General features: G+C 61.9%; 16 protein-coding genes and 1 tRNA gene. 13 read left to right on the top strand and 4 right to left on the bottom strand.

Going from position 1 to position 12,617, the window contains the following annotated elements; all coding sequences use genetic code 11:
• Nucleotides 1–116: 116 nt before the first annotated feature.
• Nucleotides 117–338 carry a hypothetical protein gene (locus AX756_RS17275; protein WP_068314449.1) on the bottom strand — a complete coding sequence of 74 codons (222 nt, stop codon included), beginning with the start codon at nucleotides 336–338 and terminating at the stop codon, nucleotides 117–119.
• 9 nt (nucleotides 339–347) lie between these two features.
• Nucleotides 348–1,001 (bottom strand): alpha/beta hydrolase, encoded by a 654-nt coding sequence (locus AX756_RS17270; protein WP_068314446.1) that lies wholly within the window; start codon nucleotides 999–1,001, stop codon nucleotides 348–350.
• A 156-nt stretch (nucleotides 1,002–1,157) separates the two neighbouring features.
• Here AX756_RS17270 and iscR point away from each other — a divergent pair, with 156 nt between their 5' ends.
• The 12 genes from iscR to AX756_RS17210 all read left to right on the top strand — a co-directional run bounded on the left by iscR (nucleotide 1,158) and on the right by AX756_RS17210 (nucleotide 10,314).
• Complete coding sequence (gene iscR / locus AX756_RS17265) at nucleotides 1,158–1,622, top strand: Fe-S cluster assembly transcriptional regulator IscR (protein ID WP_068314443.1); 465 nt, start codon at nucleotides 1,158–1,160, stop codon at nucleotides 1,620–1,622.
• Nucleotides 1,623–1,740: 118 nt separating this feature from the next.
• Complete coding sequence (locus AX756_RS17260) at nucleotides 1,741–2,784, top strand: cysteine desulfurase family protein (RefSeq protein ID WP_068314441.1); 1,044 nt, start codon at nucleotides 1,741–1,743, stop codon at nucleotides 2,782–2,784.
• A 45-nt stretch (nucleotides 2,785–2,829) separates the two neighbouring features.
• On the top strand, nucleotides 2,830–4,353 hold the full coding sequence (gene sufB, locus AX756_RS17255) for a Fe-S cluster assembly protein SufB (RefSeq protein WP_068314438.1): 1,524 nt from the start codon (nucleotides 2,830–2,832) through the stop codon (nucleotides 4,351–4,353).
• Nucleotides 4,354–4,384: 31 nt separating this feature from the next.
• Nucleotides 4,385–4,570 carry a hypothetical protein gene (locus AX756_RS17250; RefSeq protein WP_068314436.1) on the top strand — a complete coding sequence of 62 codons (186 nt, stop codon included), beginning with the start codon at nucleotides 4,385–4,387 and terminating at the stop codon, nucleotides 4,568–4,570.
• On the top strand, nucleotides 4,567–5,070 hold the full coding sequence (locus tag AX756_RS17245; RefSeq protein WP_068314433.1) for a cupin domain-containing protein: 504 nt from the start codon (nucleotides 4,567–4,569) through the stop codon (nucleotides 5,068–5,070). The genes AX756_RS17250 and AX756_RS17245 overlap by 4 nt, the downstream gene beginning before the upstream one ends.
• On the top strand, nucleotides 5,070–5,381 hold the full coding sequence (locus AX756_RS17240) for a heavy metal-binding domain-containing protein (RefSeq protein ID WP_068314430.1): 312 nt from the start codon (nucleotides 5,070–5,072) through the stop codon (nucleotides 5,379–5,381). Before AX756_RS17245 ends, AX756_RS17240 begins: the two co-directional genes overlap by 1 nt.
• A gap of 76 nt (nucleotides 5,382–5,457) precedes the next feature.
• Nucleotides 5,458–5,727 (top strand): hypothetical protein, encoded by a 270-nt coding sequence (locus tag AX756_RS17235; protein ID WP_068314427.1) that lies wholly within the window; start codon nucleotides 5,458–5,460, stop codon nucleotides 5,725–5,727.
• A 185-nt stretch (nucleotides 5,728–5,912) separates the two neighbouring features.
• Complete coding sequence (sufC, locus tag AX756_RS17230; protein ID WP_068314424.1) at nucleotides 5,913–6,668, top strand: Fe-S cluster assembly ATPase SufC; 756 nt, start codon at nucleotides 5,913–5,915, stop codon at nucleotides 6,666–6,668.
• A gap of 1 nt (nucleotide 6,669) precedes the next feature.
• The gene (locus tag AX756_RS17225; RefSeq protein WP_068314421.1) at nucleotides 6,670–7,965 is read left to right on the top strand and encodes a SufB/SufD family protein; all 1,296 of its coding nucleotides are present in this window, start codon (nucleotides 6,670–6,672) and stop codon (nucleotides 7,963–7,965) included.
• 3 nt (nucleotides 7,966–7,968) lie between these two features.
• Nucleotides 7,969–8,475 carry a YIP1 family protein gene (locus AX756_RS17220; RefSeq protein WP_156461544.1) on the top strand — a complete coding sequence of 169 codons (507 nt, stop codon included), beginning with the start codon at nucleotides 7,969–7,971 and terminating at the stop codon, nucleotides 8,473–8,475.
• Nucleotides 8,476–8,485: 10 nt separating this feature from the next.
• Nucleotides 8,486–9,094 carry a YIP1 family protein gene (locus tag AX756_RS17215; protein ID WP_068314416.1) on the top strand — a complete coding sequence of 203 codons (609 nt, stop codon included), beginning with the start codon at nucleotides 8,486–8,488 and terminating at the stop codon, nucleotides 9,092–9,094.
• Complete coding sequence (locus tag AX756_RS17210; RefSeq protein WP_068314415.1) at nucleotides 9,094–10,314, top strand: cysteine desulfurase; 1,221 nt, start codon at nucleotides 9,094–9,096, stop codon at nucleotides 10,312–10,314. The genes AX756_RS17215 and AX756_RS17210 overlap by 1 nt, the downstream gene beginning before the upstream one ends.
• Nucleotides 10,315–10,351: 37 nt before the next feature.
• Here AX756_RS17210 and AX756_RS17205 read toward each other — a convergent pair whose 3' ends face one another.
• The gene (locus AX756_RS17205) at nucleotides 10,352–10,888 is read right to left on the bottom strand and encodes a hypothetical protein (protein ID WP_156461543.1); all 537 of its coding nucleotides are present in this window, start codon (nucleotides 10,886–10,888) and stop codon (nucleotides 10,352–10,354) included.
• 221 nt (nucleotides 10,889–11,109) lie between these two features.
• The gene (locus AX756_RS17200; protein WP_068314413.1) at nucleotides 11,110–12,201 is read right to left on the bottom strand and encodes a ligand-gated ion channel; all 1,092 of its coding nucleotides are present in this window, start codon (nucleotides 12,199–12,201) and stop codon (nucleotides 11,110–11,112) included.
• A gap of 168 nt (nucleotides 12,202–12,369) precedes the next feature.
• Between AX756_RS17200 and AX756_RS17195 the strand changes: the two genes are divergently transcribed.
• Nucleotides 12,370–12,446 (top strand) — tRNA-Arg (locus AX756_RS17195).
• Nucleotides 12,447–12,617 lie beyond the last annotated feature (171 nt).

Below are 12,617 nucleotides of genomic sequence, written 5' to 3'. Positions count from 1 at the left end.
CGCTCTCCCGTCCTGTCGCACGGTGTCAGCCGTCCGCGCGCTCTGTTGTGATCGCTGATAGCGTTTCGGCGCGGCACCCGCAACGACGCCCGGGCGGGGTTATCGGTTGTTCCGGGTCAGTGCTGGTCCTTCGGCGCCAGGCGGGCTTCGAGAAAACGGCGTGCCCGGCGTTCGGAAAGGCGGATGCGGATGGAGGTGAGATAGGTCTCCTCCATCGTGGTCGAGGTCGCCCCGAGTTGCTTGGCGACCTGGGTGATGATGTCCTCGTCGCCGAGCTTCTCGCTGGCCTCGATCGCATCCTTGGCCAGTGTGTCAGCGAGATCTTCCAGAACGCCCATGCTGCCGGCTCAGCGCGTGTTTTCGGTCAGCCGGCGGCGGACGTAGGTTTCGACATGGTCCAGCATCGGCTGCATATACGGCTCTTCGAAGAAATGGCCGGCGCCTTCCATCTCCTCGTGGGTGATGGTGATGCCCTTTTGCTCGTGCAGCTTGGCGACCAGCGTCTGCGTGTCCTTGGGCGGTGCAACTCGGTCGGCTGTGCCGTTGATGACCAGCCCGGAGGAGGGGCAGGGCGCGAGGAAGGAGAAGTCATACATGTTCGCCGGCGGCGAGACGGAGATGAAACCGGTGATCTCGGGGCGACGCATCAGAAGCTGCATGCCGATCCAGGCGCCGAAGGAGAATCCGGCGACCCAGCAATGCTTGGCGTTCTGATTCATCGACTGCAGGTAGTCGAGCGCGGAGGCGGCATCCGAAAGCTCGCCTATGCCCTGATCGTACTCGCCCTGGCTACGGCCCACGCCGCGGAAGTTGAACCGCAAGACGGTGAAGCCCATCTTGTGGAACGTGTAATGCAGGTTGTAGACGACCTTGTTGTTCATCGTGCCGCCGAATTGAGGATGCGGATGCAGGATGATCGCGATGGGGGCGTCCTTTTCCTTTTGCGGGTGATAGCGGCCCTCAAGCCGCCCTTCGGGTCCGGGAAAGATCACCTCGGGCATGTTTGCCTTTTTCCTTGTCGCGGGCCTGGGCCGGGGCTGTTGACCCTTTCGGTCAGGCAATCTAGATCGTCAATGAATGCCGTCATGATGATACATGCAGCGAGAGGCAGTTAAGCCTCCCTGCCGGTGACGTCAAGTTTTGCGGGAGGTTGGGCCATGAAACTCAGTACCAAAGGGCGCTACGCGATGGTGGCGTTGACCGATCTCGCGCTGGCCGCGGATGACGAGCTGGTCACGCTGGGGGAGATATCAGAGCGACAGGATATTTCGCTGCCCTATCTCGAACAGCTTTTTGTCAAGCTGCGCCGTGCGGGGCTGGTGGAATCGGTACGCGGGCCGGGGGGCGGGTATCGCCTTGGTCGCGCGGCAGAGCTGATCCGGGTGTCGGAAGTGCTGGCCGCCGTGGACGAGACCGTGAGTGCGTTGCACACGGGCGCAGGCGCCAAGGGCGGTGTGTCCGGGAGCCGGGCGCAATCGCTCAACAACCGGCTCTGGGAAGGGCTGTCGGCCCATGTCTATGTCTATCTGCACCAGGCGCGGCTGTCGGACGTCGTGGCAAATGATCTGGCGCCCTGTCCGGCGGTTCCTTCGCTGTTCCAGGTCGAGGACGATGTTAGCTAAGAGGTTTTGCGCCGCCTGACGGCGTCGCGGTGGGGGCAGGGGCGCCCGCTGCGCGGACGCCCCTGCCGGCCTTCGGCGAGCGTGTTTTGCCAAGAAGAAGATTGGATCGGATCCAAGGATGAAACGGAGCTATCTCGACTGGAACGCCACGGCGCCACTGCGTCCAGATGCGAAAGCGGCGATGGTCGAGGCGATGGAGCTCGTGGGAAATCCGTCTTCCGTTCATTCGGAGGGCCGGGCCGCGAAGGGGCTGATCGAGCACGCACGTGGCCAGATTGCAGAAGCCTTCGGGGCGCAGGCGGCCGATATCGTCTTTACCTCCGGGGCGACCGAGGCGGCGGCGCTTGCGCTGGCCGGGCGCGGTCTTGCCGGCAGCGGTGTAGAGCATGACGCGGTCGGGGCCTGGGTCGAGGACAGCTTGGCTGTGACGCCAGACGGCCGCGTTCAAGTCACGGCGCCGGAGCGGTCGACGTTGCAGCTTGCGAATTCGGAGACCGGCGTGATTCAGGATCTGCCGCAGGGGCTTGCGGTCAGCGACATGACGCAGGCCTTTGGCAAGATTCCTGTCGCCTTTGACTGGTCTGGCTGCGACATGGCCTTGATCTCTGCCCATAAACTGGGCGGGCCGAAGGGAATTGGCGCATTGGTCTTGCGTCGCGGCCTTGACGTTCCGTCGCGTATCCTTGGGGGTGGCCAAGAGATGGGACGACGCTCGGGGACGGAAAACCTCATTGGAATCGCGGGGTTCGCAGCCGCGGCGGCTGCGGCGCAGCGCGATCTGGAGGCTGGCGCCTGGGAAAAAACCGAGAAACTTAGAAACATTCTAGAAAAAGCTCTGGCATCTTCGATAAAAGAGATTATTTTTGTCGGGAAATCGGCGCGGAGACTCCCCAACACCTCCTGCATCGTGGTTCCCGGCTGGCGAGGCGAGACCCAGGTGATGCAGATGGACCTTGCGGGCTTTGCCATTTCGGCGGGTTCGGCCTGTTCTTCGGGCAAGGTCAGGGCGAGCCGGGTGCTGCGCGCGATGGGATATGACGAGACGGCTGCGAGTTGCGCGATCCGCGTGTCGATCGGGCCGGGTACGACGGAAGACGAGGTGCTGCGTTTCGCGGAAAGCTGGAGCGGTCAGTACCGGAAAATGAAGGCTAGGGCGGGATGAGCCGCCGGGGCAGCACCTGCTGCCCATGACAGGAATGGATCTGCGATGACCGTAGTCGAAGAGCAACTGGAAGTTCGCGAAGGTGTGGACCGGGAGACGGTTGAAACCGTCCGGAACATGGGCGCCTACAAGCACGGCTGGGAAACCGAGATCGAGGAAGAGCGCGCCCCGAAAGGGCTGAACGAGGATATCGTGCGCCTGATCTCGGAGCGCAACGAGGAGCCCGAGTGGATGCTCGAATGGCGCCTCGATGCCTTCCGCCGCTGGCAGAAGATGGAAATGCCCGAATGGGCGATGCTGAAGATCCCCGCGATCGACTACCAGGATCAGTATTACTACGCCCGACCGGCTTCGATGATCGAAAAGCCGAAATCGCTCGACGACGTGGATCCGAAGCTTCTGGAGACCTATGCCAAGCTCGGCATCCCGCTAAAGGAACAGGCGATCCTGGCCGGTGTCGAAGGTGTGGGCGAGACCCCGCAGGAGGGCCGCAAGGTCGCCGTGGACGCTGTGTTCGACTCCGTCTCCGTCGGCACGACTTTCAAGAAGGAGCTGGCCCAGGCCGGCGTCATCTTCTGCTCGATCTCCGAGGCGATCCGCGAGCATCCCGAACTGGTGAAGAAATACCTCGCCTCCGTGGTGCCGACGACCGACAACTACTTTGCTACGCTGAACTCGGCGGTCTTCTCGGACGGCTCTTTCGTCTACGTGCCCGAGGGCGTCCGCTGCCCGATGGAACTCAGCACCTATTTCCGCATCAACGCGGAGAATACCGGCCAGTTCGAGCGCACGCTGATCATCGCCGAGAAAGGTTCCTATGTGAGCTATCTCGAAGGCTGCACCGCGCCGCAGCGTGATGTGGCCCAGCTTCATGCCGCCGTGGTCGAGATCGTCATCATGGACGATGCGGAGGTGAAATACTCCACCGTCCAGAACTGGTTCCCCGGCGACGAGAACGGCAAGGGTGGGATCTACAACTTCGTCACCAAGCGCGCCGATTGCCGGGGCGACCGTTCCAAGGTGATGTGGACGCAGGTGGAAACCGGCTCGGCGATCACCTGGAAATACCCCTCCTGCATCCTGCGTGGCGAGGAAGCCCAGGGCGAGTTCTACTCCATCGCCATTACCAACAATCACCAGCAGGCCGATACCGGCACCAAGATGATCCACCTTGGCAAGAACACCAAGAGCCGGATCGTCTCCAAGGGCATCTCGGCGGGCAAGTCGCAGAACGTCTATCGCGGGCTGGTCTCGATGCATCCGAAGGCCAAGGAGTCACGCAATTACACGCAATGTGACAGCCTTCTGATCGGAAGTGAGTGTGGCGCGCACACGGTTCCCTATATCGAGGTGAAGAACAACTCCAGCCGTGCCGAACACGAGGCGACCACGTCCAAGGTCGATGACGACCAGCTTTTCTACTGCCGCAGCCGCGGCATGGACGAGGAAGAGGCGGTGGCGCTGGTGGTGAACGGCTTCTGTCGCGACGTGCTCCAGGCGCTTCCGATGGAATTCGCGCTGGAGGCGCAGCAACTGGTGGCGATCTCGCTTGAGGGCTCTGTGGGCTGAGGCGGTCGCCTCGACACGGGAGAATTTGCCGATGATCCGCACCTTTCTTTTGCCGGCCATCCTGACGGGTGTTTTCTGCGCCGTATTCGCGGTGGGGGTGGACTATGTCTTGCCGCCGCTGATGGGGCTGAACGTGGCGATCATCGCGGCGATTTCCGGATTTTGCGGGTCTCTCTTTGCCCGCTCGGTTCTGCGCGAGCATGAGAATCGGAAATGAGCGGGCCCGTCATCCATATCGACGAGACGGAAGATTTCCCGGTTGGTCCGCAGGAGCCCTCGGAACGCTTCGGCGCCACGGTCTCGCCGCTGGCCAGGGCGCTCGGTTTGAGCGGTCTTGGCGCGATGCTGACCGAGGTGGCGCCGGGCAAGCGGGCTTTCCCGTTCCATAACCATCTGGGCAATGACGAGCTTTTCGTCATCCTGGAGGGGGAGGGGATCTATCGCTTCGGCGAGCAGGAATTCCCGGTGCGGGTGGGCTCGGTCTGTGGCGCGCCAAGGGGCGGGCCGGAAACGGCGCATCAGCTGATCAATACCGGCGCGGGCCCGCTGCGTTACGTGGCGGTTTCTACCATGCAGGACCCCGATATCTGCGAGTATCCTGATAGCGGGAAATTCTCGGCCTTTGCCGTGGCTCCGGGGCCGGACTTTCAGGACGCGCATCTGCGCTTTGTCGGACGCCGCGAAGACGGTCTGAATTACTGGGAAGGGGAAACGTGATGATCGTGACAACCACGCCTGCGATCCAGGGGCGCCAGATCACCGAATATTGCGGCATCGTCGTGGGCGAAGCCATCCTTGGCGCCAATGTGTTCCGGGATGTCTTTGCCGGGATCACCGACATCATGGGCGGCCGGTCGGGCGCTTATGAGAAGAGCCTCGGCGAGGCGCGGGCCACGGCGCTTGGGGAGTTGGAGGAACGTGCGGCAGCACTTGGGGCCGATGCGGTTGTTGGGGTCGATCTCGACTACGAGGTGATCAACAACATGCTGATGGTGTCGGCTTCCGGCACGGCGGTCAGGCTCGCTTAAGTGCTTATTTCGTCTAAATATCGCCGCGATTTACCGGCATTCCGACACCGAGGCGAACAACCCCGGAGCGAGAGGCATGTCGGCAGATCGAGCATTTCTGGACCGTTTGCAGCGGATCGAAAGCGGGAAGACCTGGACGCCGGATGGCGTGGTGATGCGCGTTCATTCGAAGAAATCGCGTCCGGTGGATACACGGCAGAAACGGGTGATGTTCCTGATGTCGGTGGGACTGATGCTGGGGCTGTTCTGGGTATTCGCGCAGATGCAGCCGGAGCTTGTTGCACAGATCGGTTCCGGCGATTTCTCGGCTGTGACGGGACTGTTGGAGAGTGCGACGGACGTATAGGTCCGTCGCCCCTTGACGATCCTTTGGATCGTGCCTCCGGCGGAGGTATTTCTGGACAGATGAAGATATGGGGCGGTGCCCCGGAGCTGGCGGGTGCGTCCTTGGGGCGGGCCGTGATCGGTTTGGTTGGAATGACGAGGGTCGGCGCCACTGGGCGTGCGGCCTTCTTTGCATGAGGTAAGAAAATGCTGGAAATCAAGAACCTGCACGTTGAACTTGAAGAAGAGGGCAAGAAGATCCTCAAGGGGGTCGACCTGACCGTGGAAGCGGGCAAGGTGCATGCGATCATGGGGCCGAACGGCTCGGGCAAGTCGACGCTGAGCTATGTGCTTTCGGGGCGCGATGGCTACGCGGTGACCGAAGGCGAGGCCACGCTGGGCGGCGAGGACCTTCTGGAGATGGAACCCGAGGAGCGCGCGGCGGCGGGCCTCTTCCTGGCGTTCCAGTACCCGGTCGAGATTCCCGGCGTTGGCAACATGACCTTCCTGCGCACGGCGGTGAATGCACAGCGCAAGCTGCGTGGCGAGGAGGAGCTGTCCTCTGGCGATTTCCTCAAGCTGATCCGGGCCAAGGCCAAGACGCTGAAAATCGATGCCGACATGCTCAAGCGCCCGGTCAATGTGGGTTTCTCGGGCGGTGAGAAGAAGCGCAACGAGATCCTGCAGATGGCGATGCTGGAGCCGAAGATGTGCATTCTCGACGAGACCGATTCCGGCCTCGACGTGGACGCGATGAAGCTGGTCTCCGAAGGCGTCAACGCGCTGCGCAATGAAGGCCGTTCCTTCCTGGTGATCACGCATTACCAGCGGCTGCTCGATCACATCAAACCGGACGTGGTGCATATCATGGCAGATGGCCGGATCATCAAGACCGGCGGGCCGGAGCTGGCGCTCGAGGTCGAGACGCAGGGCTATGCGCATCTGCTGAACGAGGAGGCGTAAGATGGCGCTGCCGCAACAGAAACTGGATGCGACGGGCGCGCGGCTTGCCGCGATGAGCGCGCCCGAGGGCGGGGTCTGGATTTCCGAGGCGCGGGCTGCCGCCCGGGCCCGGGTGGAGGCCATGGGCCTGCCGCATCGGCGCGACGAGTATTGGAAATACACCCGTCCCGAGACGCTGGTGGATCCGCAGGCGATCGAGGCCTCGACATTCGAGACCTATGAGCCGACGGTTTTCGGCGAGATCGACCGGTTGAAGATCGTTTTCGTCGACGGTGTCTATGACGCGGAGGCCTCGGATGACCTCTCGCTCGCCGGTGTCGAGATCGAACCGCTGGCCGAGGCGGGGGCGAAGGATATCCACTGGGCACGCGATCTCTATGGCGTTCTGGAAACGCGTGGGCAGTCGCCGGTCGAGCGTCCGCTTGCGGCGCTGAACACGGCCTATGCCTCCGATGGCGTCGTGATCCGGGTGACGGGCAAGGCCGAAAAGCCGGTCAGCCTAGTCTATCTTCAGGAAACGACCTCTTCGGACGCGATCTTCCATCACGTTGTGAAGATCGAGGCGGGGGCGGATCTGACGCTGCTGGAAAACGGTCCGGCGGCGGCGCGGCTCAACAAGGTGATGGAAGTGGAGATCGCCGATGGCGGCGCCTTCCACCATGTACGCACGCAGGGCCGGGCGCATGAGCGGCGCGCGGCGACGCATATCTTTGCCCGCCTTGGCAAGGAGAGCGTGTTCAAGAGCTTCACGCTGACGGTCAACGGTGCGCTGACGCGCAACGAGGCGGTGATCGAGTTGACCGGCGATGACGCCGTGGCCCATGTGGCCGGCGCCGCGCTCGGCGATGGCGCCACGGGCGACTTCCACCATGACGACACCGTCTTCATCACCCATGACGCGGAGAACTGCGAGAGCCGGCAGGTCTACAAGAAGGTGTTGCGCAACGGCGCCGTGGGCGTGTTCCAGGGCAAGATCCTGGTGAAGGACGGTGCGCAGAAGACCGATGGCTACCAGATCAGCCAGTCGCTCCTGCTCGACGATGACAGCCAGTTCCTCGCCAAGCCGGAGCTGGAAATCTATGCAGATGACGTGGTCTGTTCGCACGGATCCACCTCGGGCGCGATCGACGAGGAAGGGCTCTTCTACCTGCGTTCGCGCGGGGTGCCAAAGGACATCGCGACCGACCTGATGGTCATCGCGTTCGTCGCCGAGGCGCTGGAGGAGATCGAGGACGAGGCGATTGCCGCCGATGTGCTGAGCCGGCTCGAAAGCTGGCTGCAGCGTCGCCGGGGATAAGCCTTGTCGGCCACGCAAGAGATCCTGCGTACCTACCGGGCGCCGCGTCGAGTGATGCGGCGCCTTTTGGAGGCGTTGGACTGCGATGAACGGCCGGAGGCGCGGGTGATGATCTATTTGCTTGCGGGATGTCTCATCATCTTCGTCGGCCAGGTGCCGGGGCTATTGAACATGCCGATCACGGCACCCGACGCGCCGCCGCGCGAGGCGCTTCTGGGGATCACCTTTTTCGCCTGGCTCTTCGTCTGGCCGTTGCTCTTCTACCTGCTGGCGGCGGTTTCTCACCTGGTTGCTCGGCCCTTCGGCGGCAAGGGCAGCAACCTCGCCGCGCGCGCCGCGCTGTTCTGGACCGTGCTGGCCGTGTCGCCTCTGATGCTGCTGCGGGGCATGGTCGAGACCGGTTTCGGGCCGGGAACCGAGCTCTTGGCCGTTGATTTCCTTGTAGGGCTTGCGTTCTGTGCCCTATGGTCCATATCGCTCTTCGAGGCCGAAACGGCCCCGGAAAGTTGAAAGCACCGACATGAGCAATACCCTTCCCGGCATTCCCAGACTTGTCTACGAGACGATCCGCGCTCCGCGCCGAACGGCCGAATATATCCTTGCGCTGGATATCCCGCGTCGAAATCTGTGGGAGGCGCTGGTTGCGGCTGTGCTGCTGACGGTGGTTCTGGTGGTCGGGCTGGTGCTGGCGGTGCCAGCCGATCCGACGGACCCTGCCTCTGTCGCAATGCAGGAAATGTATGCCCGCCCGATCCCGGTGGTGATCGGGCAACTGATCAGCTCGGTCGTGACCGTTTATGCGATCACCTTTCTGGGCCAGTGGCTCGGGGGCAAGGGCACGCTTGACGGCGCGCTGGCCCTTGTTGCCTGGCACCAGTTCTTCCTGCTTTTCCTTGCGGTTGCGGGGATGGCCCTCGGGCTCGTGCTGCCGGCGGTGCTGTCCATTCTGCTCATCGCCATGATCGTGCTCTATTTCTTCGTGCTCACGCAGTTCGTCTGCGCCTTGCACGGGTTCGAGAACGCCATGGTCGTCTTTTTCGGTATCATCATCGCCTTTTTGACGTTGTTGGTGCTGGTCGCGGTGCTGACCGGGTTCATTTCCGCGCTGTTCTTTGGAGTAACGCCCTGATGTATGACGTCCAGACGGTCCGCCGCGATTTCCCGATCCTGTCGCGCGAAGTGAACGGCAAGCCGCTTGTCTATCTCGACAATGGCGCCTCCGCGCAGAAGCCGCAGGTGGTGATCGACGCGGTCACCCGTGGCTATGCCGAGGAATATGCCAACGTGCACCGGGGCCTGCATTACCTCTCCAATCTGGCCACCGAGCGATACGAGGGCGTGCGCGGGATCGTGGCGCGGTTTCTCGGCGCGAAGGACCCCGACGAGATCGTCATGACCTCCGGCTCCACGGAGGGGCTGAACCTCATTGCCTATAGCTGGGCCATGCCTCGGCTGGAGGCGGGCGACGAGATCGTGCTCTCGGTTATGGAACACCATGCCAATATCGTTCCCTGGCACTTCCTGCGCGAGCGGCAGGGCGTGGTGCTGAAATGGGTCGATATCGATGCGAATGGCGACCTGGACCCGCAGGTGGTGATCGACGCGATCGGACCGAAGACCAAGCTGGTGGCGATCACGCATATGTCCAACGTGCTGGGCACGGTCGTGGATGTGAAGACCATTGTGGAAGGCGCGCACGAAAAGGGCGTTCCGGTGGTGGTCGACGGCTCGCAGGCCTGCGTGCATTCCCCGGTCGATGTCGAGGATATTGGTGCCGATTTCTATGCCATCACCGGCCACAAGCTCTATGGCCCGTCCGGCTCCGGCGCGATCCATATCCGCAAGGAGCGGATGGCCGAGATGCGACCCTTCCTCGGTGGTGGCGACATGATCCGCCATGTCCACAAGGACGAGATCGAATACAACGATCCGCCGATGAAGTTCGAAGCCGGTACCCCGGCCATCGTTCAGCAGATCGGCCTCGGCGTGGCGCTGGAATACATGATGGGGCTGGGCATGGAGAATGTCGCCGCCCATGAGCGCGCCTTGTGCGCCTATGCCCGTTCGAAGTTCGACGGGCTGAACTGGCTGAACGTTCAGGGTACTTCCGCGACCAAGGGCGCGATCTTCTCCTTCACGCTGCAGGGGGGCGCGCACCCGCACGACATCTCGACCGTGCTCGATAAGAAGGGCGTGGCCGTGCGCGCGGGGCATCACTGCGCCGGCCCGCTGATGGACCACCTTGGCGTTAGCGCGACCTGCCGGGCCTCTTTCGGGCTGTACAACACGACCGACGAGGTCGACCGTCTCGTCGAGGCGCTGGAGCTTTGCCACGAGCTCTTTGCCTGACCCCTTTCAAGGGCGGCCTTCGGGCGGCAGTCGCCGCTCAGAGGTCGATATGGACGCTCAGGCTTGTCTGCGTTTGCTTGGAGGCATCCCAGTTGCCCTTGTTGTAGAGATGCCGGGCATAGTTCACATGCGCCATGTAGGCGGCCTCCAGCACGCCCGAGCCGAGGAACTTGTTCGTCGTGCCCTTCTGCGGGATCAGCGCCAGCAGCTTCGGCAATTCGGTCAGGTCGTTTGAGTCCACCAGCTTGTATTTGGCCGGCTGCACGTCACCGCTCAGGGTCACCTCGATATCGAAGACCGCCATGCCCATATCGGCCCGGGCCTTGTTGATCTTGAGCAGGTTCTGCGCGATCACCGCGCCAACACCCGCGCCGAGAGCCTGCAAGGGCATGGACAGGATACTGGCCACGGTGCCGACCGGGCCGCCAGCGGCGAGATTCGCCATCTGGCTCATCACGGCCTTTGCGGCCATCTCCTTGGCCTTGCTTTCCACTGTCGGGCTGCCCTCGAACCAGCCGGAATAGTCCCGCACGTAATTATTCGCCGCCTTTGCAGTTACCCTGTACCCAATCATCGAAAAACTCCCCGATACAGAAAATAAAACGTATCTCGACTATACAGGAAATCAGCTTTGATCTCAATTTCCATGCCGTGGGAGGCCGTCTTGTCGCGCGCAGGCGAGGGGCCTGAAGTTCACGGCCTTTCCGCCTTTACCCGGTCAGTTCCAGAGGCGGGCGGGCTGTGCGCGCGGAGGGTGAATTCCGGGAATGTGAAAAGGGGCCAGACAGCCCGAGGTTAGAGAAGCTGGACCAGCGCGTTCTCCAGGAAAAAGATCTGCCGCAGGATCAGAACCGTGCCGATGAAGAGCGCTGGATAGCCCCAATGCGTCGTATGCCAGTCGATGGCACGTGCCCTTTCTTCCAGTCCGGCCATGGATATCCGCCGCAGCGCCACGTTGTAGATGACCGATGCGACCGAGATGACAAAAACCGCCATCATCAGCGAGTCGATAAACGTCAGATAGCCCAACCGCGGCAACTCCCCCGAGATGGTGAAGTTATAGGCAATGAACGCGAGCAGGTTGCCGGAGGCAATATCGATCCGGCGGCGGTATTCTTCCAGGAACAGGTTTGCCCAGCCGATGGTGATTATCAGGATCACCGGCACGAAGATCCGCGCCCAATAGTAGAGCAGGTGCCGATGGGCCGAGAAACCGAGCGAGAATCGGGAGGAGGTGAAGCCCGAGATACCTTCGACTTCGTCCACCTCGGTCCAGTAGTTTGTGACCACCCATTCCTCTTCGCCAAGCGTGCCGCCCATCCCGCTGGCTTCCACCAGCGGCTCTAATTGAATGAAATTCGTGGGGGCATTGGCGACGATCCGGAAATAGAAATTCTGGTTGTCGAATGGGAAGCGCTTGAAATCGAAATCCGGGGCCTGGAGGGTCAGGATGATTTCCTGGTTGTAGACCGCCGTGCCGTCGGGGAACCAGGAAACGACGGCCGATTTGACGAAGCTGCGGCTCTGCTGGTTCTCGATCGTCGCGATGGGGATATGCACGCCGTATTCGCGCGCCTTGACCGAAAAGGCGTCCGCCGAGAGGGATTTGATTGCGCGCCCGAGTTCCTCGGCATCGAAGGCAAGCGCATCGTCATGCCACTTCATCCGAACCCGCGCGACAACGCCGTAATTCTCGGCTTTCTGGTCGACACCGGTGATCTGGGTAATCTTGACCCCGACACCGACGCGCAGCGGTTCATCTGGTGCGGCTTCGTCAACGAGCGCGGCCAAGCCACCGACGACCGTCTGCTGGGCGGGTGCTGGGAAGCTCACGCCAATAATGACGAGCAAAAACAGGGCGTAGGCAGCGCGAAAAATGGAAAGCACAGCGAGATCCGTCGTTTTCCTTGCGTGACAACAGCACAGTTGATCCACCGAAGGAATGCAAGCCTGCTCTGCATGGACAAATCGAATTGTCGCGCGCGTTGCCTATTGCCCGCGGGAGGCTTCGAACCGCTTGCAAAGCTGCGCGCGAGTTGCTAGGTCCGCGCACACGGTCGCTTAGCTCAGCTGGATAGAGTGTCGCCCTCCGAAGGCGAAGGTCATAGGTTCGAATCCTATAGCGACCGCCATAAAATCAAAGACTTAGTGGAAGAGATCGAAGTGGCTGGTTACAATCTGGCTACATTGTGGAAAATCGGGCCAAGAATCAAAACCCCGCCTCAGGGGCGGGGTTTCGCTACATGGCGATCATGGTGCCGAAGATGGCAGCAACGCATGATGTTCCGATATTGAAAGGAAAT

This window comes from Aliiruegeria sabulilitoris, assembly GCF_001558155.1.
GTDB lineage: Bacteria > Pseudomonadota > Alphaproteobacteria > Rhodobacterales > Rhodobacteraceae > Tropicimonas > Tropicimonas sabulilitoris.
The sequence above is the reverse complement of the archived record's forward strand: the minus strand, read 5'-3'. Positions and strand labels throughout refer to the sequence as shown.